At 74.0% G+C, this 22,089-nt stretch carries 16 protein-coding genes; 6 read left to right on the forward strand and 10 right to left on the reverse strand.

Annotated elements, in window-relative coordinates; genetic code table 11:
- The first annotated feature begins 135 nt into the window (after positions 1-135).
- Positions 136-1,395: a sensor histidine kinase gene (locus tag ACFVUY_RS02410; protein ID WP_387726815.1), complete on the forward strand. Its 1,260-nt coding sequence runs from the start codon at positions 136-138 to the stop codon at positions 1,393-1,395.
- Between the two features lie 15 nt (positions 1,396-1,410).
- Here ACFVUY_RS02410 and ACFVUY_RS02415 read toward each other — a convergent pair whose 3' ends face one another.
- A complete protein-coding gene (locus ACFVUY_RS02415) occupies positions 1,411-3,939 on the reverse strand; it encodes an FtsX-like permease family protein (protein WP_387726817.1) in 2,529 nt (842 codons plus the stop codon).
- Positions 3,940-4,197: 258 nt separating this feature from the next.
- Entirely contained in the window at positions 4,198-4,812 is a 615-nt protein-coding gene (locus ACFVUY_RS02420; protein ID WP_387726819.1) for a response regulator, read from the reverse strand.
- A 123-nt stretch (positions 4,813-4,935) separates the two neighbouring features.
- On the opposite strand from ACFVUY_RS02420, the gene nth reads away from it, so the two are divergent.
- The 4 genes from nth to ACFVUY_RS02440 all read left to right on the forward strand — a co-directional run bounded on the left by nth (position 4,936) and on the right by ACFVUY_RS02440 (position 8,751).
- On the forward strand, positions 4,936-5,814 hold the full coding sequence (nth, locus tag ACFVUY_RS02425) for an endonuclease III (RefSeq protein WP_387726821.1): 879 nt from the start codon (positions 4,936-4,938) through the stop codon (positions 5,812-5,814).
- Positions 5,811-6,584, forward strand: coding sequence for an NUDIX hydrolase (locus ACFVUY_RS02430; protein WP_387688944.1), 774 nt, complete (start codon positions 5,811-5,813; stop codon positions 6,582-6,584). Before nth ends, ACFVUY_RS02430 begins: the two co-directional genes overlap by 4 nt.
- A gap of 46 nt (positions 6,585-6,630) precedes the next feature.
- Positions 6,631-7,818, forward strand: a complete 1,188-nt coding sequence (locus tag ACFVUY_RS02435; protein WP_387688946.1) for a MarP family serine protease — start codon at positions 6,631-6,633, stop codon at positions 7,816-7,818.
- A gap of 231 nt (positions 7,819-8,049) precedes the next feature.
- Positions 8,050-8,751, forward strand: a complete 702-nt coding sequence (locus ACFVUY_RS02440) for a metal-dependent hydrolase (protein ID WP_359901991.1) — start codon at positions 8,050-8,052, stop codon at positions 8,749-8,751.
- A 120-nt stretch (positions 8,752-8,871) separates the two neighbouring features.
- Here ACFVUY_RS02440 and ACFVUY_RS02445 read toward each other — a convergent pair whose 3' ends face one another.
- The 7 genes from ACFVUY_RS02445 to ACFVUY_RS02475 form a co-directional block, all read right to left on the reverse strand.
- Positions 8,872-9,081, reverse strand: a complete 210-nt coding sequence (locus ACFVUY_RS02445) for a hypothetical protein (protein ID WP_359901994.1) — start codon at positions 9,079-9,081, stop codon at positions 8,872-8,874.
- 223 nt (positions 9,082-9,304) lie between these two features.
- A complete protein-coding gene (locus tag ACFVUY_RS02450) occupies positions 9,305-10,435 on the reverse strand; it encodes an alpha/beta fold hydrolase (protein ID WP_387726823.1) in 1,131 nt (376 codons plus the stop codon).
- A gap of 154 nt (positions 10,436-10,589) precedes the next feature.
- Positions 10,590-11,066, reverse strand: coding sequence for a phage holin family protein (locus ACFVUY_RS02455; RefSeq protein ID WP_387688951.1), 477 nt, complete (start codon positions 11,064-11,066; stop codon positions 10,590-10,592).
- A gap of 434 nt (positions 11,067-11,500) precedes the next feature.
- Entirely contained in the window at positions 11,501-12,907 is a 1,407-nt protein-coding gene (gene nhaA, locus ACFVUY_RS02460; RefSeq protein ID WP_387726825.1) for a Na+/H+ antiporter NhaA, read from the reverse strand.
- A gap of 509 nt (positions 12,908-13,416) precedes the next feature.
- Complete coding sequence (acs, locus tag ACFVUY_RS02465; RefSeq protein ID WP_359902006.1) at positions 13,417-15,381, reverse strand: acetate--CoA ligase; 1,965 nt, start codon at positions 15,379-15,381, stop codon at positions 13,417-13,419.
- Between the two features lie 241 nt (positions 15,382-15,622).
- Positions 15,623-18,055: a SulP family inorganic anion transporter gene (locus ACFVUY_RS02470; protein ID WP_387726827.1), complete on the reverse strand. Its 2,433-nt coding sequence runs from the start codon at positions 18,053-18,055 to the stop codon at positions 15,623-15,625.
- Between the two features lie 482 nt (positions 18,056-18,537).
- Positions 18,538-19,545, reverse strand: a complete 1,008-nt coding sequence (locus ACFVUY_RS02475; RefSeq protein WP_387726829.1) for an ATP-binding protein — start codon at positions 19,543-19,545, stop codon at positions 18,538-18,540.
- Positions 19,546-19,761: 216 nt separating this feature from the next.
- Between ACFVUY_RS02475 and ACFVUY_RS02480 the strand changes: the two genes are divergently transcribed.
- Positions 19,762-20,652: an oxidoreductase gene (locus ACFVUY_RS02480; protein WP_387726831.1), complete on the forward strand. Its 891-nt coding sequence runs from the start codon at positions 19,762-19,764 to the stop codon at positions 20,650-20,652.
- Between the two features lie 379 nt (positions 20,653-21,031).
- Here the strand turns inward: ACFVUY_RS02480 and ACFVUY_RS02485 are convergent, their stop codons facing one another.
- On the reverse strand, positions 21,032-21,850 hold the full coding sequence (locus ACFVUY_RS02485) for an HAD-IB family hydrolase (protein WP_359902135.1): 819 nt from the start codon (positions 21,848-21,850) through the stop codon (positions 21,032-21,034).
- Positions 21,851-22,089 lie beyond the last annotated feature (239 nt).

Below are 22,089 nucleotides of genomic sequence, written 5' to 3' on the forward strand. Positions count from 1 at the left end.
CGAACCGTGGCGGAGCGTCAACGGTGGTGCTCCGGCGGGAAACTATGCTCGTGGTGCGGGCGTACGGGGGCGCCGGGTGCGCGGCGGGCTCCCGCTGGGCGCGCGGTGTGTCGAGCCGTCTACCGGGAGTTCCCCTTGGGCCACAGCGCGGACCGAACCGACGCCGATCGCTCCCGTCCGAAGCACGCCGGCGGATTCGGCAGCCCCGGCAGCACCGGCGGCTCCGGCGGCTTTGGCAGCTCCGGCGACCCGCTCGCGCGGCTCACCCGGGGCATCGTGGCCATGGTCGCCGTCGGCTTCTGCGCCGCCTCGGTGGTGGCCACGGTCCGCAACCACGACGGCCTGGCCTACCAACTGCCCGCCGTCGCACTGCTGCTGGTCCTGCTCGGCCTGCAGATCGGACACGCCGGTCCGTGGCGTCTGGCGCGGCGCTGGTGGCCGTGGAGCCTGGTCGTCCACGGGGTGCTCACCTACCTGCCGTTCCTGCTCTTCGACGGGGCGTGGGTCGGCATCCCCGGGTCGTTCGCCGGTTCGGTGCTGCTGACCGTCGCACTGCCGCGTTCCTGGGTTCTGTTCGTCGTACTGGTGGCCGCCCAGTACCCGCTCTGCGCGGCGCTGGGCGGGAACCCCGGCCAGTGCGTCAACGCGTCGGTGTCCACCGCCGTGGGCGGCATCGTGGTCTACGGGGTGGCCCGACTCGCCGATCTGACAGCCGAGTTGAGGGCGGCCCGGACCGAGCTGGCCGAGCTCGCGGTGGACCGGGAGCGGCTGCGTTTCGCGCGCGACCTGCACGACCTGCTCGGCTCCAGCCTCTCGGTGGCGGCGCTGAAGTGCCAGCTCGCCGAACGGCTGGCCGCGGAGGAGCCGGAACGCGCCCGCGCGGAGATCGCCGAGGTGCTGGCACTGGTGCGGCAGGCGATGGCGGACGCCCGCCGGCTCCCCAGTGGCGACCTCGGGATGTCCCTGGCGCGGGAGGCGCGTTCGGCGGTCTCGGCGCTGCGGTCGGCCGGGATCGGGGTCGAGGTCGAACTGGACTGCGAGGGGCTGCGGCCCGAACTCGACGCGGTGCTGGCCACCGTGCTGCGTGAGGCGGTCACCAATCTGCTGCGGCACAGCGCGGCCCGGCGCTGCGGGATCCGGGCCGGCCGGGACGAGTTCGGCGCGGTGCGCCTGGTGGTCTCCAACGACGGCGTGCCGCCCGAACCGGGCGGCGCACCGCGCGAGGAGGGCGGCGGGCCCGGATCGGAGGGCGGCGGCCACGGCATCGGGAACCTCACCGTGCGGCTGCGGGCCGTCGGCGGCCGGCTGACCGCCGAGCGGGACGGAGCGGGCTGGTTCCACCTCACGGCCGTCGTCGAGGCCGAGCCCGCCCGGGAAGCCGCCCGCGCCGCCTGACCGGGCGCCGGGCCGCTACTCGCGCGCCCCCATCGTCTCGATCGGCTTCCGGCGCAGCGCCAGCCGGGTGGTCAGCAGGACGGTGCCCATCCCCAGCAGCGCCGCCCCGCCCAGCACCGCGGCCACCCAACTCCCGGGCGGCGCGGGCCAGGCCGTCCCGGTGAGCGCCAGGCTGACCGGGACCAGGACGGCGGCGGTGACCGCCGTACCGAGGGCGAGGGCCACCGCGACCGTGATCCCGCCCTCCCAGGCCGCCATCCGCAGCACCTGCGGCCGCGTGGTGCCCACCAGCCGCAGCAGCGCGAACTCGCGCCGCCGCTCGCCGGTGGCCATCACCAGGGTGTTGACCACGGCGATCGCGGTGAACAGGCCGATCATGCCGAGCAGCAGCCGTCCGACCGCGGTGGCGGACTCCTGCCGCTGCCGGCGGGCCGCGTCGTACTCGGCCCGGTCGCCGACCCGGGCCATCGGGTAGGCCGCGGTGAGGTCGTGGAGTTCCCGGCCGACCTGCCGCGGGTCGGTTCCGGGGGCGGAACGGACCAGGACGGTCGGCGTGAGCGGGTCCGGGGCGTGGGCGGCGGCGAAGGGGGCGGGCAGCAGGGCGTCCGCGAACCGCGCGTCGCGGTCGTACACGGCGGCCACCGTCGCGGTGCTGCCGGTGCCGTCGGGCCATTCGATCCGGACGGTGGTGCCGACGCCGGCCTTGAGCGCGGCGGCCGTCCGCTGCCCCAGCGCGATGTCCGCGTCGCGCAGCCCGTCCAGCGAGCCGGCCGTCACCCCCGGGTCGACCAGCTCCGCCAGCCCCCGCGGCTCGACGATCCGGGCGTTCAGCCCGTACTCGTCGGCGTCCCCGGCGGAGGCCCGGACGGTCGTGGAGACCGTGCCGTCGGCCGCCGCGACGCCCGGCAACCGTCGTACTGCGGCGGCGAATTCCGGCGGCAGGCCGATCCCGACGGCCTGGACCACGTGGTCGGCCAGCAGCCGTCGGCCGTCCTCGGCCGCGGTGGCCCGGGCCTTGACCACCGGGACGAACAGCACCGTGCCGGTGAAGGCCACCGCCAGCACCAGCGGGGTGACGGCGGCGGCGAAGCGGCGCGGCTGGGCCCGCAGCGCGGCCGAGGCGAGGAAGCCGGCCGCCGGGAAGAGCCGGCCCACCGGCCCGCCGATCGCCACGCTGGCGACCCGGCCGATCAGCGGTCCGAGCAGGGCCACCCCGAGCAGCAGCACCAGCACCATGCTCTCGGCCGTCCCCGCCCCGCGGTGGCCGTCGGTCGAGTCGGCCAGCACCGCGCCGGACCCGGCGAGCGTCACGAGCCCGAGCCCGGTCCGGATCCGGCCGATGCCGGGCGGCGGAGCCGAGGCGTCGCGCAGCGCCCGGGTGGGCTCGACCCGGGAGGCCCGGCGCGCGGCGGCCGCGACGGCCAGCTGCGCGGTGACGACGACGCCGCCGAGGACGATCAGCGGGGCGGTCGGCCCGATGTGCAGCGGCACGTCCGAGCCGACCACCCCGCGGTCGACCAGTTCGCCCCGCAGCAGCGCGGCGAGGCCGGTCCCGGCGGGGAGGCCGACGACCGCGGCCGCGAGGGTCAGCACCAGCGTCTCCAGGGCGATCATCCGCCGCACCTGTCCGGTGGTGGCGCCGACCGCCCGCAGCAGGGCCATCTCGCGCAGCCGCTGCTGGACGGAGAGCGCGAGCGCCCCCGCGACCACGAAGGCCGCGACGAACAGCGACAGCACGCCCGTCGTCCCGGCCAGCGAGGAGAGGCCGTCGCCGGGCCCGGGAGCGCCGGAGAACTCCAGCTCGCCCCGCTCGTCGCCGGTGTGCACCCGGGGTCCGGACCAGTCCGGCGCGCCGGCGCGGTCCCGTGCCGCGGCGAGCACCTGCCGGGCCTGCTCGGCCGGTGCCCGCAGGTCGGTCCCCTCCCGCACGGTGAGCCCGATCGCGTCCGCGCCGGCCGCCGTCCCGGCGAGCCGGGCGGCCTGCCCGGGGCTGAGGAAGAGCGCGCTCTGACGGGCCAACTCCTGCGGTGCCGCGGCCAGTCCGGTCACGGTGTAGCCGCGGGGCGCCTCGGTGGTGGCCAGCCGTACGGTGTCGCCGACCGTGACCCCGGCGCGGGCGGCCGTCGCGGTGTCGAGGACCACCTCGTCCGGCCCGGTCGGGGCGCGGCCGGCGGTCAGCCGGAACGGGGTGAGGGCGGCGCTCGTCCAGGAGTGCCCGAGCGAGGGGCCGCCCTGCGGCCCGGTGAGGACCTGCCCGGAGGCGGTGACCACGGCGGCCGGGAAGGAGACCTCCGGGACGGCGGCCGTGACGCCGGGCAGCCGGGCGAGTTCCGCGGTCAGCGGTCCGGCGTCCGGGATGCGGGTGCTGTCGCCGACCACCACCGGGGCCCCGGCGTAGCGCTCGGTGGGGGTGCCCGCGCGCAGGGCGGACTCCAGCAGGACCCCGCAGGCGACGGTCAGGACCAGGGCGCAGACGAGCGCGGTGAAGGCGCCGGCGAAGCCCGCCTTCCGGGCCCGCACCGTTCGCCAGGCCAGCTTCAACACGCGGCTCGACCCCCCGGTGGTTCGCCCTCGATGACATCGCGAGCCTAGCTCCGGGGGCATCGGCCGGATTTCGGTTCGTCGGCGAAGGGAGGCCTGGTTGAGGCGGTCCGTGGGCCGTCCACGGGCGGATCCATGCGAAACGCACGGTCCGTCGATCCGGCGGGGCCGTCCTGCCGGGGTGTTGGGGCGCCGGTCGCCGAAAGCGCGCGGCTCGGGGCGCGCGGGGCGCGGGGCGCGGGACGCGGGGAGTGCCGGGGGCTACGCCGTCGACAGCCAGCCCATCTCCTCGGCGATCCGGATCGCGTCGACCCGGCCGCGGCCCCCGGTCTTGGCCACCGCGGCTGCCAGGTGGTTGCGCGCGGTGCCCGTGGAGATGAACAGCCGGCCGGCGATCTCGGTGGCGGAGTCCCCCTGCGCCGCGAGCCGCAGGACCTCCGACTCCCGGGGCGTCAGCGGGTTCTCCCGGGTGTCCAGGGCGGCCAGCGCCAGCTCCGGGTCGACGACGCGCTCGCCGGCGGCCACCTTGCGGATCGCCGCCGCCAGTTCCTGCGCCGGGGCGTCCTTCCCGAGGAAGCCGAGCGCGCGGGCGGAGAACGCGGCGCGCAGGTGGGCGGGTCGCACCAGTCCGGTGAGGACCAGCGTCCGGCACCCGGGGAGCTTCTCGTGCAGTTCGGCCGCCGCCCGCAGCCCGTCCAGTCCGGGCAGGTCGATGTCGAGCACCGCGACGTCCGGGCGCACCTCCAGGGCGGTCGGCACCACCAGGTCCCCGCGCTCCACGTCGGCGACGACCTCCAGGTCCTCCTCGTACGCGAGGAGGGCCACCAGCGCGCCGCGCACCATGCTCATGTCCTCTGCCAGCAGGACTCTGATCATCCGTACTCTCCCCCTGTCAGGTGACGGCCACGGGCGGACTTCATTAGACAACAGGCCTTGCCAGGGCCGGTTTCCGTGCTTGATCGGCCGCGAGCGGTCCGCCGGTCGGCGTAGCCTTCGTGCATGGCAGAGAGCAAGGTCCGGAAGGCCGCGGCGCAGGAGCCGGTAGCGAAGAAGGCGGCGGTGAAGCCGAGGAAGCCGGAATCGCGCCTGGCGATGGTGCGGCGGGCCCGGCGGATCAACCGCGAGCTGGCGGAGCTGTACCCGTACGCGCATCCGGAGCTGGACTTCGAGAACCCGTTCCAACTGCTGGTGGCCACCGTGCTGTCGGCGCAGACCACCGACCTGCGGGTGAACCAGACCACTCCGGCGCTGTTCGCGAAGTACCCGACGCCGGAGGACATGGCGGCGGCGAACCCGGAGGAGCTGGAGGAGATCATCCGCCCGACCGGCTTCTTCCGGAACAAGGCGAAGTCGCTCCTGGGCCTCTCGATAGCGCTGCGCGACGAGTTCGGCGGCGAGGTCCCCGGCCGGCTGGCCGACCTGGTGACCCTGCCCGGCGTCGGCCGCAAGACCGCCAACGTCGTCCTCGGCAACGCCTTCGGGGTCCCCGGCATCACGGTGGACACCCACTTCGGGCGGCTGGTCCGGCGGTTCGGCTGGACCACCGAGGAGGACCCGGTGAAGGTCGAGGCGGCCGTCGCCGAGATCTTCCCGAAGTCGGAGTGGACGATGCTCTCGCACCGGGTGGTCTTCCACGGCCGCCGGATCTGCCACTCCCAGAAGCCCGCCTGCGGCGCCTGCCCGATCGCGCCGCTCTGCCCCTCGTACGGCGAGGGGGAGACCGACCCGGAGAAGGCACGCAAGCTGTTGAAGTACGAGATGGGCGGCCGGCCCGGGCAGCGGCTGCGGCCGCCGGCCGACTTCCCCGGCGAGGCGGCCGCCCGCGCGGACGCCGCCGACCACCACGGGCACGTCGCGGACCTGGCGGTGGACGCATGAGCGGGCGGTGGGGCCACCCCGGGCCGGAGGCCGGGGGAGTCGCCCGGGGCATCGAGCCGGACGGGCTGCCGGGCTGGCTGGAACCGGTCCGGGAGGCGGCCGAGCGGGTGCTGCCGGAACAGCTGAGCCGCTTCCTGCCACCGGCCGAGGGCGGCCGGCCGGCGGCCGTGCTGATGCTGTTCGGCGAGGGACCGGAAGGTCCGGACCTGCTGCTGATCGAGCGGGCCCGCTCGTTGCGCTCGCACGCCGGCCAGCCGTCCTTCCCCGGCGGCGTGCTGGACCCGGAGGACGGCGACCCGAACGGCCCGGGCCCGATCGCGGCGGCGCTGCGCGAAGCCTGGGAGGAGACCGGCCTGGACCCGGCCGGGGTGCAGGTGTTCGCGGAGCTGCCCCGGCTGTACATCCCGGTGAGCAGCTTCGTGGTGACCCCGGTGCTCGGCTGGTGGCGCGAGGAGACGCCGGTGCGCCCGGTGGACGCGGCCGAGACCGGCGCGGTGTTCCGGGTCACGATCACGGAGCTGGCCGACCCGGCGAACCGGGTACGGCTGCGCCACCCGTCGGGGCACATCGGGCCGGCCTTCGCGGTCGCCGGGCGGCTGGTCTGGGGCTTCACCGCCGGGGTGATCGACCGGGTGCTGCACCACGGCGGCCTGGAGCTGCCCTGGGATCCGTCCCGGATCGTCGATCTCTCGGACGACGCGCTGGCCCTGGTCCAGGGAGACCTCGAACACTCCCGGGTGCTGCCGGGCGGCGACGCCGACGCTTCGTGACCGGACGTCGGCGCGTGCGGCGCGCGGACCGTGGGAGGGTGTCCGAGTGAACGTCCTGGATGTGCTGCTGATCGCCGCGGCCGTGGCATTCGCCGTGTCGGGCTATCGGCAGGGCTTCGTGGTCGGCGTGCTCTCGTTGGTCGGCTTCCTCGGCGGCGGCCTGCTCGCCGTCGAGCTGCTGCCGCTGCTGGTGCTCGACCACATCGGCCCGGGCACCACGGCCTCGGTGGTGGCCGTCGTGGTGGTGATCGTCCTCGCCGCGATCGGCCAGGCGATCACCGCACACTTCGGCTGGAAGCTGCGCGGACACATCGGGCGCCGCCCGGCCCGGGTGCTGGACGCGAGCGGCGGCGCGGTGGTGAACGTCGTCTCGATGCTGCTGGTGGCCTGGCTGATCGGTTCGGCGCTGGCCGGGGCGTCGCTGCCGACGGTCTCCAAGCAGGTGCGCTCCTCGGCGGTCCTCGGCGGGGTGCAGAACGCGCTGCCCGGCGACGCGCCGAACTGGTTCTCGGACTTCTCCAAGGTGCTCGCCCGCAACGGCTTCCCGCAGGTCTTCAACCCCTTCGAGCACGAGCCGATCACCCAGGTCGACACCCCCGACCCCGCGCTGGCCAACAGCCCGGCGGTGACGCGGGCCCGGCAGAGCCTGGTCAAGGTGGTCGGCACGGCGACCTCCTGCGGCAAGACCCTGGAGGGCAGCGGCTTCGTCTTCGCCCCGCACCGGGTGATGACCAACGCCCACGTGGTCGGCGGGGTCAACGAGCCCACCGTGCAGATCGGCGGGGTCGGCCAGCTGTACGACGCGACGGTGGTCCGCTACGACTGGCAGCGCGACATCGCCGTCCTGGACGTGCCCAAGCTGAACGCGCCCGCACTGACCTTCGCCGGCGAGGCGAAGACCAACGACAGCGCGATCGTGGCGGGCTTCCCGGAGAACGGGGCCTTCAACGTCCAGCCGGCCCGCATCCGCGGCCGGATCCAGGCCAACGGCCCGGACATCTACCACCGCGGCCAGGTGGTCCGCGACGTCTACTCGGTGCGCTCGGTGGTCCGCCAGGGCAACAGCGGCGGCCCGCTGCTCACCCCGGACGGCGAGGTGTACGGCGTGGTCTTCGCCAAGTCGCTGGACAGCGCGGACACCGGCTACGTGCTGACCGCGGCCGAGGTGCGCGAGGACGTCGAGCAGGGCGGCGCCGCGACCGTCCGGGCGGACACCCAGGGGTGCGCGCTCTGACGGGTGCCGGCGGGGGCGGGGCCGGCGAGGGGCGGGGCCGGAGTGGGGTTGGGGCTGGGGTGAGGTCGGGTTGGGGCTGGGGTCGGGCTGTGGCCTGGAGGGCGCGCCGGGCCGGTCCGTCCGATATCCGTCGCCCCGTCAGGCAGCCCTGGTAGCCTCGGCCGCGCTCACCCGTTCGGCTCAACCGGGCGCCGTCCCGGCGTGGGCCCGACGAGAGGTCGTGGCAGTCCGATGATGGGTCACTCGCACGCGGTGAGCGGGGCGATGCTGTACGCGGCCTCGGCTCCCTTCCTGCCCCCGCTGCTCCTGCACACCACCCTGCAGCCGGCGGACATACTGATGGGCACGGTGCTGTGCGCGGGCGCGGCCCTGCTGCCGGACCTCGACCACCACGACGGCTCGATCGCCAACTTCCTCGGCCCCGTCTCCAAGGTGCTCTGCCGCTTCGTGGCCTGGATCTCCGGCGGCCACCGGCACGCCACCCACTCGCTGCTGTTCGTCGCGCTGATGGGCGCCGGCACCTGGGCCGGGGTCACCTACCTGGGGCGCAACTTCACCCTCGGACTGACCTTCTTCCTGCTGGCGCTCGCGATCCGGGCCCTGCGGCTCTGCCCGCCGGGCGACGGACCGGAGGCCTGGATCACCGTCATCGGCCTGGCCGCGCTCGGCACCTTCGGGATGAACACCTGGATGCCCAACTCGCCCGGCTGGCTGCCGTACGCGGTGGCGCTGGGCACGCTGGCGCACCTGCTCGGCGACTGCCTGACCAAGAAGGGCGCACCGCTGCTCTGGCCGCACAAGGAGCGCTACGAGGTCGTGCTGATCAAGCGCAGCGGCAACAGCGTCGAGACCAAGGTGCTGGTGCCGATCATGTCGGTCGCGACCTTCGTCCTGCTCTGGTTCACCGCGCTGTCGCCGACGATCGTGAACTGAACGGGCCGTGCCGGTCGGCCGGCACCGGGCGCACTGGTGCTCGGTGTGCCGGTGTTCGGCGCACTGGTGCTCGGTGTACCGGTGCTCGCTGTGCCGGCCGATGCGATGCGGCGCGGGGCCTCAGGTCTCGCGCCGCAGCCGTGCGCCCACCCAGCGGGCGCGCCGGCCGAGGATGCGGGGGATGCCGAGCTGCCGCCGTTCCGTGCGCCGGCGGCCGTCGGGGCCGTCGAAGCCGAGGTCGTCCGCCCGGTCGGGCCGGTGGGCGGAGCGCTGGGGGCTGTTGTGACGTCGGCCGCGCGGGGCGCCGCCGCTTTCGGGCATCCAACTCATACCGGAATGGATGCCCCTGGGCCGGTGGAGGTAACCGCCCGGGCCGCGCCGAAATTGGCCTATGCGGTTGTCATATGAGCGTCAACATAAGGGAGTTGGGCCCGAGGGCCCTCCCGGTCGGCCGAGCGTCCGACCGCACGTACGGCCGCGTCCGGCGGCGTACGGGATCCCGGTTCCGCGCGCCCGTGCGGTGGCGTCCGGTCGCGTCCGGTCGCGCCCGGGGTCACTCCTTGTGGCGGCCGACCCAGTCCAGCAGCTCGGCGGTGAACTCCTCCGGCGCCTCCTCGTGCGGGAAGTGCCCGACGTCCGGCAGCAGCCGCCAGCGGTACGGCGCCGCCACGTACTCGCCGCCGCCGAGCGCGGTGTGCGACAGCAGCACCGGGTCCGCGGCGCCCTGGACGTGCAGGGTCGGCGCGGTGATCGGCTTCTTCATCCGCCGGGCGAACTGGATGCCGTCCGGCCGGGCCAAGGAGCGCAGCAGCCAGCGGTACGGCTCGATCGAGCAGTGCGCCGTGCTGGGGATCTGGATCGCCTGCCGGTACGCGTGCAGCGCGGCCTCGTCCAGGCCGTTCGGACCGGTCCACGAGGTCAGGTAGCGGCCGACCTGCTCGGCGTCGTCGGCGACCAGGCGGCGCTCCGGTATCCACGGCCGCTGGAAGCCCAGCACGTGCTCGAAGGCGGCGAACTGCCGGCGGTCGGTCAGCAGCGCCCGGCGCAGGTCCCGCGGGTGCGCGGCGGAGACCACGGTGAGGCTCTGGATGACGGACGGCCGCATCACGGCCGCCACCCAGGCCAGGGTGCCGCCGGAGGCGTGCCCGACCAGGTGCGCCCGGCGCTCGCCGAGCGAGCGGATCACCCCGGTGATGTCCAGGGCGAGGTTGCCCGGGTCGTACCCGCGCGGGGTGCGGTCGCTGCCGCCGATGCCGCGCAGGTCGAGCGCCACCGCCCGGTAGCCGGCCTCGGCGAGCGCGGTCAGCTGGTGGCGCCAGGCCCACCAGTACTCGGGCCAGCCGTGCACCAGCAGCACCAGCGGGCCGGAGCCCAGCTCGGCGATGTGGAAGCGGGCGCCGTTGGCCGCGAGGTCGCGGTGCGTCCACGGGCCGGTCTGCCGGATGCTCCAGGCCTCCGCGTCGCCCGCGGCCGGGCCCCCGGAGGAGGCCGCCGCGAAGGCTTCCCGACCGGTCTCCCGCCCGCTCTCCCGCCCAGGCTTGCGCGCGGGTGCCGGGCCGGTGCCCCCGGGGGCGGCGCCGGGGTCCTCGGGACCGGCCGGGCCTTCGGGGGTGAGTCCGGCGCCGGAGTCGGGGCCGGATTCGGCGGACGGCTGCGCGGGCACGGGCTTCTGGTCAAGCGGCATACCGAGAGCGTGTCACATCCCGGCGCCGGACACGTGCCCGGCACTCGTGGTCGGCGGGTTCGGAGCGCGCCCGGGCGGCCCCTCCCCGCTCACGGCGCGGCGCCGTCCCCGCCCGCCCGGGCCGGTCACCGGCGCCCCGCCGACACCGGGTCGGTTACGGGATGCGGCCGAAGGCCCGGTCGATCTCCTCCTGGGTGGCCGGCCGCGGCCGGGCGTTCTTCAGCACGTCGGCGGTCTTCTGGGCGCCCTCGATGCTGCGCACCGGCTTCTCGATCTTCTTGAACGAGCGCCAGGCCAGCATCCCGAGCAGCACCGCGAGCAGCAGGTAGGCACCCGCCACGACCAGGAAGGACCAGCCCAGCGACAGGCCCAGCGCGTGGATGCCGAAGGCCGCCGCGGCGCTCAGCATCGGGATGGAGAACAGCGCCACCACACCGGCGACGATCAGCGAGACGCCGCCGGAGACGCCGCGCTTGACGTCCGCCCGGATCTCGGCCTTGGCGAGCGCGATCTCGTCGTGGACCAGCGCGGACAGGTCGGCGGTGGCCGCCGCGAACAGCTGCCCCACCGAACGCTCGCCCTCGTAGGGCACCCGGCCGTTGCTGGACGGGTCTGCGGCTCCTGCGGGCATCAGCGGTTCTCCTCTGCGGCTGTGCGGCGTGACGCCGCCGCGGGTGTGCGGTTCCGGGGCCGCTGGGGGGTCCGGAGGCGTCTGTGGGTTGTCGACAGTTCAGAATCATGCCCCTACCGGTCAGTCGGACACCACTCCGGGGCCCCGCCGGAGGGATGTGTCCCGGCGGCGGGGGTGCTCCGGGCGCCTGCGCCGGGGCCTGCCGGAGGTCGTCGTCCCCGGTCCCCGGGTGCCTCGGTCGGGCCCGCCGGACCGTTCCCCGCCCCGGTCCTCCGGGTGCCGGCCGAAGGCCTTCCGCGGCCCCGGCAGGGAGGCCCCGGCCGGGGGCTTCCGGCTGGGGCGCCCCAGCCGGGGTTTCGGTCAGGGGCGTCGGGGAGGGGCGTCGGGGGAGGGATTCGGTCAGGGGCGTCGGGCAGGGCTTCAGCCGGGGCGTCTCAGTCGGTGCGGCCGGGCCGGCCCTGGTGGCCGGGGCCGGGGTCGCCTTCCTCACCGGTCGCCGGGCGGGGCGACTCGCCGACCCTGGCCTGCCAGGCCGGGTCGTCCTCCTGGTAGATGTCGGGGATGCCGTCCCCGTCCACGTCCCGGTCCTCCTCCTCGCACAGCTCGCGGTAGTGCCGGTTGCGCAGCTTCAGCAGGACCGTGGCGACGACCGCGGAGAGCACCGAGCCCACCAGCACCGCCGTCTTGGCCCGGGCGGCGAGCGCCGGGTCGTCCGGGAAGGCCAGCTCGCTGATCAGCAGCGAGACGGTGAAACCTATGCCCGCGAGCACCGAGACCGCGACCATGTCGGCCCACTTGAGCCGCGGGTTCAGCTCGGCCCTGGTGAACCGGGCGGTCAGCCAGGCCCCGCCGAACACGCCCACCGACTTGCCGACCAGCAGGCCGATCACGATGCCCAACGGGGCGGCCTGGGTGAACACCTCGCGCAGTTTCGGGCCGGAGACGGCCACCCCGGCCGAGAACAGCGCGAACAGCGGGACGGCGAGGCCGGCCGAGAGCGGGCGGACCAGGTGCTCGATGTGCTCGCCGGGGGAGTGCTGCTCGTCGCCCTCCCGGTGGCAGCGCAGCATCAGGCCCATCGCGACGCCCGCCACCGTGGCGTGGATGCCGCTCTCGTGCATCAGTGCCCAGGTCACGAAGGCCAGCGGCACGAAGAGGTACCAGCCGTGGACGCCGCGCCGGTGCAGGAACCAGAACAGCGCCAGCCCGACGAAGGCGAGGCCGAGCGCCCAGAACTTGATGCCGTGGCTGTAGAAGATCGCGATGATCAGGATCGCGATCAGGTCGTCGACCACCGCCAGGGTGAGCAGGAAGGCGCGCAGCGGGGACGGCAGGTGGCTGCCGACCACGGCCAGCACGCCGAGTGCGAAGGCGATGTCCGTGGCGGTCGGGATCGCCCAGCCACTGGGATGCCCGCCGCTGCCGGAGTTCACCAGGGCGAAGAGGATCGCGGGCAGCGCCACCCCGCAGACGGCGGCGACTACGGGCAGCAGCGCGGCACTGGGCGTGCGCAGCTCACCCGCGACGAACTCGCGTTTGAGCTCGATCCCGGCGACGAAGAAGAAGATCGCCAGCAGGCCGTCCTTGGCCCAGGTGGCCAGGGAGAGGTTCAGGTGCAGCGGGGCGGAGGGGCCGACGGTGTAGTCGAGCACGCTCTGGTAGGCCTGCGGCCAGGCGTTGGCCCAGATCAGTGCGACGACGGCGGCGCCCAGCAGCAGCATGCCGCCGACCGTCTCGGTGCGCAGGGCGTCGGTGATGAAGGTGCGCTCGGGCAGTGACAGCCGGCCGAGGAACTGCCGGCGGCGGGTCGTCGGCTCATGGACGGGCGGCTGGTCGGTCACGGGGGACCTCCTGGGGCTGGGAGCGGCAATGGATGCACGTGTGGTGCAGTTGCCGACCAGACTTCCCGGCGCGCCCTGTGACGCCCGCGACTCCCGTCAAGGGATCTTGATGCGTCCTTAATAGTCTAGCGGGACGTTTGGGTGACATCCGGATTGTCCTAACAAAGGACTTAATCCCTGCGGGCTGGTTTCGCACTCCGGGGGAGCAGCGGCCCGTACGTGGAACGGCGGCCGCGTCCTCGCAACGGCGGCCTGTACGCGAACGGCGGCCTGTACCCGGAACGGCGGCCGCGTACCCGACGGGCGGCCCCGTGCTCGAACGGCGGCTCGGCACCGGACGGCGGCCGGGTCGCTGGGAGAAGGCGGGATGCCCGGGTGGGCCTCGCTGTCCGAACGGGTGACCGACGGGACGACTGTGCCCCGGGCGGTGATCACCGCCCGGGGCACAGTCGTCGTCTCAGTGGCGCTCGGCGGTTGCCGGCGCCGCGGGCTCAGCCGTTGTCGTGGGCTCAGCCGTTGCCGTTGCTGTTGTCGGAGGGCGGCAGCTGGGCCTGGATCTGGCTCATCACCGTGCTGTCGGCCAGGGTGGTGGTGTCACCGACCTCGCGGCCCTCGGCGATGTCACGCAGCAGGCGGCGCATGATCTTGCCGGAGCGGGTCTTCGGCAGCTCGCCGACCACCTTGATCTGCTTCGGCTTGGCGATCGGGCCGAGCGTGCGGCCGACGTGCGCCCGCAGCTCCTCGACCAGCTCGGGGCTCTCGGTGACGCCGCCGCGCAGGATCACGAAGGCGACGATGGCCTGGCCGGTGGTGGCGTCGGTCGCGCCGACCACGGCGGACTCGGCCACCGAGGGGTGGCCGACCAGGGCCGACTCGACCTCGGTGGTGGAGATGTTGTGGCCCGAGACGAGCATGACGTCGTCCACCCGGCCGAGCAGCCAGATGTCCCCGTCCTCGTCCTTCTTGGCGCCGTCGCCGGCGAAGTAGCGTCCCTCGAAGCGCGACCAGTAGGTGTCGATGTAGCGCTGGTCGTCGCCCCAGATGGTGCGGAGCATAGACGGCCACGGTTCGGTGAGCACCAGGTAGCCGCCGGAGCCGTTCGGCACCTCGACGGCGTTGTCGTCCACCACGGTGGCCGCGATGCCCGGCAGGCCGCGCTGGGCCGAGCCCGGCTTGGTCTCGGTGACGCCCGGCAGCGGGCTGATCATGATGGCGCCGGTCTCGGTCTGCCACCAGGTGTCCACGATCGGACAGGTGCCGCCGCCGATGTGCTCGCGGTACCAGACCCAGGCCTCGGGGTTGATCGGCTCGCCGACGCTGCCCAGCACCCGCAGCGAGGACAGGTCGAACTTCGCGGGGATGTCGTCGCCCCACTTCATGAAGGTGCGGATCGCGGTCGGCGCCGTGTAGAGGATGGTCACGCCGTACTTCTGGACGATCTCCCAGAACCGGCCCTGGTGCGGGGTGTCCGGGGTGCCCTCGTAGATGACCTGGGTGGCGCCGTTGGAGAGCGGGCCGTAGACGATGTACGAGTGGCCGGTGACCCAGCCGATGTCGGCGGTGCACCAGTAGACGTCGGTCTCCGGCTTGAGGTCGAAGACCGCGTGGTGGGTGTAGCTGGCCTGGGTGAGGTAGCCGCCCGAGGTGTGCAGGATGCCCTTGGGCTTACCGGTGGTGCCCGAGGTGTAGAGGATGAACAGCGGGTGCTCGGCGTCGTGCGCCTCGGGGGTGTGCTCGGTGGACTGGCGCGCGGTGATCTCGTGCCACCAGACGTCGCGGCCCTCGGTCCACGGGACGTCCTGCTCGGTGCGGCGGACCACCAGGACGTGCTCGACGCCGTCGACCTTGGTGAGCGCCTCGTCGATGGCCGGCTTCAGGGCGGAGGGCTTGCCCCGGCGGTAGCCGCCGTCGGCGGTGATGACGAGCTTGGCCTGGGCGTCCTGGATGCGGGAGGCGACGGCGTCGGAGGAGAAGCCGCCGAAGACCACCGAGTGGGTGGCGCCGATCCGGGCGCAGGCGAGCATCGCGACGACCGCCTCGGCGATCATCGGCAGGTAGACGGCGACCCGGTCGCCCTTGCGGACACCGAGCTCCAGCAGTGCGTTGGCCGCCTGCGAGACCTCGTCCTTGAGCTGGGCGTAGGTGATCGAACGGCCGTCGCCGGGCTCGCCCTCGAAGTGGATCGCGACCCGGTCGCCCAGGCCGTTCTCCACGTGGCGGTCGACGCAGTTGTACGCGACATTGAGCTTGCCGTCGGCGAACCACTTGGCGAAGGGAGGGTTGGACCAGTCGAGGGTCTCGGTCGGCTCGACGGCCCAGGTGAGGCGACGGGCCTGCTCGGCCCAGAAGCCCAGACGGTCCTCGGAGGCCTGCGCGTACGCGGCCGCGGTGACGTTGGCGGCTGCGGCGAGCTCTGCCGGCGGGGCGAAGCGCCGCTCCTCCTTGAGCAGGTTGGCCAGGCTCTCGTTGCTCAACGCGCACTCCTCATCGAGTCATGATCGGGGGCGTTCCCGTGCGTGGGGATTGTCCCGTGTGTCCCAGCGCACAGCTCACCAGGCGAACGGGGCAGTTGACAAGAGGCTCCTGGGAATTGGTGTAGACCTTTGACCGATGACCGGTCGGGTTCCGGTCCGATCCACCGTGGCGGACCGGACGGCCGTTCGGGGGTGGGTGGGCCCGTGCCCCGGCCCGCCCGGCGGGACACGGACCCGGCTCTCAGGCGGCCAGTCGGGGGCCCTCCCCGCCGTCCCCGGCCGGAAGTCGATCATCCGTATTCACCCGTTCGGCCGATGCTGTGTCCGGCCGGTCCCCGGGGCCGGTTCCGGTGGGGTTCTCGGCGTGGTGTTCGATTCCGTTCGTGCGATTGCCGGTGCGGGCCTCGATCGGGCTGAACGTCCCGGCGGCCCGGTCCAGGACATAGGCCTGGGCCGTCGCGAAGTCGAAGTACATCCCGACCAGCCGCAGGGTGCCCTCCTCGACCCGGCGCTCCACCGCCGGGTTCGCCATCAACTGGTCCAGCTGCTGGACCACGTTGGTGATGCAGAGCTGCTCCACGACGTCCACCGCCGGCCGGGCGGCGAACTCCGCCGGGACGCGTCGGAGCCGGTCCAGCGAGCCGCGGCCGTTGCGCAACCAGCGGGCCAGGGGGGTGGGCGGCCCGGGGCGCTCGTGCACGCCGTCCAGCAGGGCCTTCATCGCGCCGCAGCCGGAGTGGCCGCAGACCGTGATCGAGCGGACCTCCAGCACCTCGACCGCGTACTGCACCGCGGCGGCCACCGAGTCGTCGGCCGCTCCGGGTTCGTGCGGGGCCGGCACCAGGTTGCCCACGTTGCGCACGGTGAACAGGTCGCCGGGGCCGCTGTTGGTGATCATGCTGGTGACCATCCGGGAGTCCGCGCAGGTCAGGAAGAGCTGGGAGGGCGCCTGCCCCTCGCGGGCCAGCCGGGCGAGTTCCGGCCTGATCAGCGGGGCGGTGTGCCGCTGGAACACCCGGACGCCGTCCAGCAGTCGGCCGTGCGGGTCCTCCTGCTGATCGATGCAGTGGTGGCCGACCCAGGGCGTCCAGGCCCGGCACCGGTGCGGGCCCGGTGAACTGCCCGCGCGCACGGTGCCGTCCGGGTCCAGCACTTCGTCGTCCTGGCGGCGCGTCACCATCGAGACCCGGCCGCCCGCGTCCTGGTGCGCGGCCCGCCAGGTGTGCAGCGTCTCGTACGCGGCGTGGTCCAGGAAGGAGCCGTCGTGGATCACCGTGACCCCGGCCCCGGCGGGGATGCCGGCCAGCGCCCGGCTGAGCCGGGGTACGGCGGTGAAGGTGAGCGGGCCGTGCGTCCGGACGGTGACCGTCCCGTCGGGGCCGGTCTCCACATCCACGTGGGCGCGGGTCAGCCGGTAGAGCGCGAGCAGTACGGCGGTGCCGGCGCCAATCGCGACGCCCCACAGCACGCCGGCGGCCACCACGCCGAGCACGGTGATCAGGTAGACGGGGAACTCGCGGTGCCGGTGCACCCTGCGGATGTGCGCGAAGCTCACCATCTGCAGCCCGACCACCAGCACCAGCGCGGCGAGCGCGGCCAGCGGGATGTGGCGCAGCCCGCCGGTCAGCGCCAGCGCGGCGGCCAGCACCCAGACGCCGTGCAGTACCGAGGCCCACCTGGTCCGGCCACCGGCTCGCACGTTGGCAGTGCTGCGCACCGCGCCCCCGGCGACCGGCAGCCCGCCGACCAGGCCGCTCACCAGGTTGGCGAGGCCCTGGCCGCGCAGTTCGCGGTCGAGGTCGCCGGTCCGCCGGGACATCCGGTCGATCGCGACGGCGGACAGCAGTGACTCCACGCTGGCCACGGCGGTGACGGTGAGGACGGCGGCGAGCAGCCCGAGGACCGGGCCGTGCGGAAGCGCGGGCAGGAGCGACTGCGGGCGCCAGGCGGGCAGCTCGATGTGGGCGAGCCGCAGGTCCAGGGCGAGGACGAGGGCGGTGGCCAGCGCGACCCCGGCCAGTGGGCCGGGCACCTTGGTCAGCCGGGCGCCGAACTCGCCGGCACGGCCGGGGAGTCGGCCGAGCCGGGGCCAGCCGACCAGGACGGCGACGGTCACCGTGCCGGCCAGCACCGCGGCCGGGTGCGGGCCGGACAACTGGCCGGGAAGGGCCAGGATGTTGGCGATCGCGGAGCTCTGCGGGGAGCCGCCGAGGACGACGTGGAGCTGCGCGATCGCGATGGTGATCCCGACCCCGGCCAGCATGCCGTGCACGATCGCGGGTGAGACGGCGAGCGCCGTCCGGGCCACCCGGCGTGCGCCGAGGAGGAGTTGGAGCAGGCCGGCGGCGATGGTGATGGCGCAGGTGGCCTGCCAGCCGTACCGGGCGATCAGCCCGGCGGTGATCACCGTCAGTGCTGCCGAGGGGCCGCTGACCTGGAGCGGTGTGCCGCCGAACAGCCCGACCACGATCCCGCCCACGGCCGCGGCGGCCAGGCCGGCGGTGAGCGGGGCGCCGGTGGCGAGCGCGATGCCGAGGGAGAACGGCACGGCGATGAGGAAGACCACGAGGGACGCGGAGAGGTCCTGGGCCCACCGGATCCGGGGGGCCGGGCCCGGTGGCGCGTGGTCGGTGGTGTCGGAGGCGATGGGGGCGCTGGAGATGTCGAGGGTCATTGTCTTCCCGTCTGTCCGGGGGAGCGAACGCAGTCAGGTCCGGCGGTGAGTCCGGGGTGGGGCTCCGGGGCGGATCGGCTGTCGTGGGTCGCGACGGTGTGGCGGGATGGCGTGGGCGCGGCGGGGGAGTGCGGGTGTCACCGGCCGGCGTTGACCATCAGGCCCGCCAGGGCTCCGGGCGAGGTGCGGGACGTCTCACCGGGGGCCGCCGGGCGAACCATCAAGACTCGGTAAACCGAGGGTAATGAAAGCTTTGCACAGCGTGGTTCCGGGAGGGAAGCGGAAAACCCCCTGATTCACCCCAATGGGTGGTGGCCGAACGGTCGGGAATCTGCTGGTGGCAGGGGTCGTGGCACCAGCCGGCCGGGGTCGGGCGCGGGGCCGGATCGGGGGTGGTCCCGGAGCGGAGGCAGGCACGGCGAACGGGCCGCGGCCTCCCGGGGTGGGGAGGGCCGCGGCCCGTTCGGCTGCGGTGGTGCGGGTCAGGCGTGGGCGCCCGCCGGGGCCGTGCGCCCGCCGTCGTCCGCGAAGCCGCCGAGGACGAATTCCTCGTCCACCTGTGTCGCGAGGTCGATGCCGACCTTGGAGTTGGCCCAACTCTCCGCGTTGCGGCGGTGGAAGAGCACCGCCTGCTCGGTGTAGCGGCGCGCGTCCCGCCGCCCGTACGCCGCGTCGGCCTCGAGCCGCAGCTCCTCCAGCACGGCCCGGTTGGCCGGCTCCAGGGACTTCAGCGGCGGTTCGGCGCCCTGCTCCAGGCGGCGCACCCAGTCCGACTGCCCGAAGGTGGTGAGCAGGTCGGCGCCGACCTCGCGGCGCAGGAAGGCCAGGTCGTCCGGGCCCTGCACCTTGTTGCCGACCACTCGCAGCTGCACGCCGAAGTCGCGGGCGTAGTCCCTGTACTGGCGGTAGACGGAGACGCCCTTGCGGGTCGGCTCGGCGACCAGGAAGGTCAGGTCGAAGCGGGTGAACAGGCCGGAGGCGAAGGAGTCCGAGCCCGCGGTCATGTCGGTCACCAGGTACTCGCCGGGGCCGTCCAGCAGGTGGTTGAGCAGCAGCTCCACCGCGCCGACCTTGGAGTGGTAGCAGGCCACCCCGAGGTCCTCCTCGGTGAACGCGCCGGTCGCCAGCAGCCGTACCGAGCCCTCGTCCAGCGCGATCGGGCGGGCGCAGGAGGCGTAGACCGGGTTCTCCTCGACGATCCGCAGCAGCCGCGAACCGCGGCCGGGCGGCGTGGTTTTGATCATCTCGTCGGAGGAGCGGATCAGCGGGTTGCTGCCGCGCAGGTACTCCTTGATCTCCGGCAGGTGTCCGCCCAGCGGGGGCAGCTCGGCGGCCTGATCGTCGGTCAGTCCCAGGGCGGGGCCCAGGTGCTGGTTGATGTCGGCGTCCACGGCGACGACCGGCCGGCCCATGGCCGCCAGGTGGCGGATGAACAGCGCGGACAGCGTGGTCTTCCCGCTGCCGCCCTTGCCGACGAAGGCGATCTTCATCTGGGGACTCCGGCTCTCGCTCAGGGCCCTCGCTGCGGGCCGCCTGCCCGGGGTGCGTGTGCCGCGACCCCTAGTTGGAAATCGTTATCGTCTCCGATAGTGGCCATGCTAGCCGGGGTTTGGGTTCCGCCGCGGGCGGGAAGTGAGGATTGCCTCTAATGGGTGATGCGGGGTTGCTGTTCCGGGAGGGGCGGCCCGTTCATTACTCTCGGGTAGGTGAGCACTGGAACTGATCCCCTCGCCCCGCTGGCCCAGCTCCCCGGGGTGCCCGACGCGGTGGCCGAGGTGCGCAAGGCCGTCGACCGCCTCTACGGCCACCGGGTGATGCGACGCCGGGCGGCCGAGGTCACCTCCGAATCCGCGCTGCGCGGCGCCCGCGCGTCGGCGGCCCTGGCCGGGGCCGACTGGCCGCTGGAGGAGGTCCGCCGCCGCAGCGACTTCGGCGCGGACCCCGAAGCCCGGACGGTCGGCGCGGCCCTGCGGATCGCCGCCGAGGCCGGCCAGCTGCTCAGCATCTGGCGGCACTCGCCGCTCCAGGTGCTGGCCCGGCTGCACCTGCTCGCGGCGGGCGACGGCGATCCGGCGGCCGGGCGCCCGCGACGGGCCGGCGAGGGCGCCGAGGAGCTGTTCCCGCTGGAGCTGGAGCCGGTGGAGAGCGTCGAGGTCGACGCCGTGGACGGGCCGCTGCCCGTGCTGCCGCCCGCTCCGGGTGCGGAGGAGGTCGCGGCCCGGCTCGACCAGCTCTCCCGGCTGCTGGTGGCGCGCGCGGAGGGCCAGGGGGTGGGCACGCCGGCCCTCGTCGTGGCCTCGGTGGTGCACGGTGAGCTGCTCGCGCTGCGGCCGTTCGGCACCCACAACGGGGTGATCGCGCGGGCCGCCCAGCGGATCGTGCTGATCGCCGAGGGGCTCGACCCGAAGTCGATCTGTCCGACCGAGGTCGGCCTGGCGGAGCTCGGCACCGCCGCCTACCGCCGGGCCCTGGCCGGCTACCTGGCGGGCACTCCCGAGGGGATGGCGGCCTGGATCGCGCACTGCGGCCGGGCGTTGCGGCTCGGCGTCCGGGAGAGCACGGCGGTCTGCGAGGCGATGCAGCGCGGGATGGTCTGAGCGGCCGGACCGGAGCGGCGCGCGCTCCGCGAGGGGGCGCGCGAAGACGCGGATGCGGCGGCACCTGATCCTGCCGGGTGCCGCCGCTGGTGCAGATACCGGGTGACCATGCATGCACCGGAAGTGCCGATCAGACGGGGATCCTGCCCGTTCGTCTGGTCCGGCGGCCCGACAGCGGGTCGGCTGCATGTGGGTGCCCGGATATCTGTACGTGCGGTCCGTGGGGCCTGAACTGCGTTGTCGGTTTGACCTCTTAGGTCCTGACCGGGTCTCGCGGGCCGTGCTTCATTTGTATCGCGTTTCGGGCGAAAGGGGAACCCGAAACGAGAAGTCTGTCCCGGTTGACCGTTTTGTCCAAGGGGTGCCGGGCGGTGCGGCCTCAGGCGGCGGGGCGCCGCCGGCGGGCCAGGTACCAGATCACCCCGGCGGTCACCGCGGCCGTCCCGACCGCCACGGCGGTCAGCACCGAGCCGCTCGGAGCGGAGAACTCGGGCAGCCGGCGCCGCAGTTCCACCGGCTTGTCGAAGACCAGCACCGGCCACTCCCGCGCCTGCGCCTCCTTCCGCAGCGCCCGGTCGGGGTTGACCGCCGACGGGTGGCCGACCGCCTCCAGCAGGGGCAGGTCGGTGGAGGAGTCGCTGTAGGCGTAGGACGCGGCCAGGTCGTAGCCCTCGGTGGCGGCCAACTCCCGGATGGCGGCGGCCTTGTTCTCGGCGTAGGCGTAGTACTCGATCTCGCCGGTGTAGCAGCCGTCCTCGACCTTGAGCCGGGTGGCGATGACGTGGTCCGCGCCGAGCAGGCGGCCGATCGGCTCGACCACCTCGGAGCCGGAGCTGCTGACGATCACGACGTCCCGGCCGGCCGCGTGGTGCTGCTCGATCAGCGAGGCCGCCTCGTCGTAGATGATCGGGTCGATCAGGTTGTGCAGCGTCTCGGCGACGATCTCGCGGACCTGCTGGACGTTCCAGCCCCGGGTGAGCGCGGAGAGGTACTCGCGCATCTTCTCCATCTGGTCGTGGTCCGCGCCGCCGACCAGGAAGACGAACTGGGCGTACGCACTGCGCAGGACCGCCCGACGGTTGATCAGGCCGCCCTGGTAGAAGGGGCGGCTGAAGGCCAGTGCGCTGGACTTGGCGATGATGGTCTTGTCGAGGTCGAAGAAGGCCGCCGTGCGCAGCCCGCCGGGTCGGGGGCGCACGGGCGGGCGGAGTTCTCCGGGCCCGGTGGTGTCGCCCTGGGACTCGTCGGCGTACTCGTCGGCGTTCTCGGTGGTGTCCACGGGAACCGAGGATAGAGGGAGCCGCAAAACACCCCGCCATTCGGCGTACTCGTGGGCGTGCGGGTTTGTGTTTCTGGCCGCTCGGGTACACCATGGAAGTCACGGATCGTTCGCGACCGTGCTAACCCGGTCCGGCTCCTCCCCCCCGAGCCGGGCTG

The organism is Kitasatospora sp. NPDC058063 (assembly GCF_042885395.1).
Classification (GTDB): domain Bacteria; phylum Actinomycetota; class Actinomycetes; order Streptomycetales; family Streptomycetaceae; genus Kitasatospora; species Kitasatospora lactacystinica.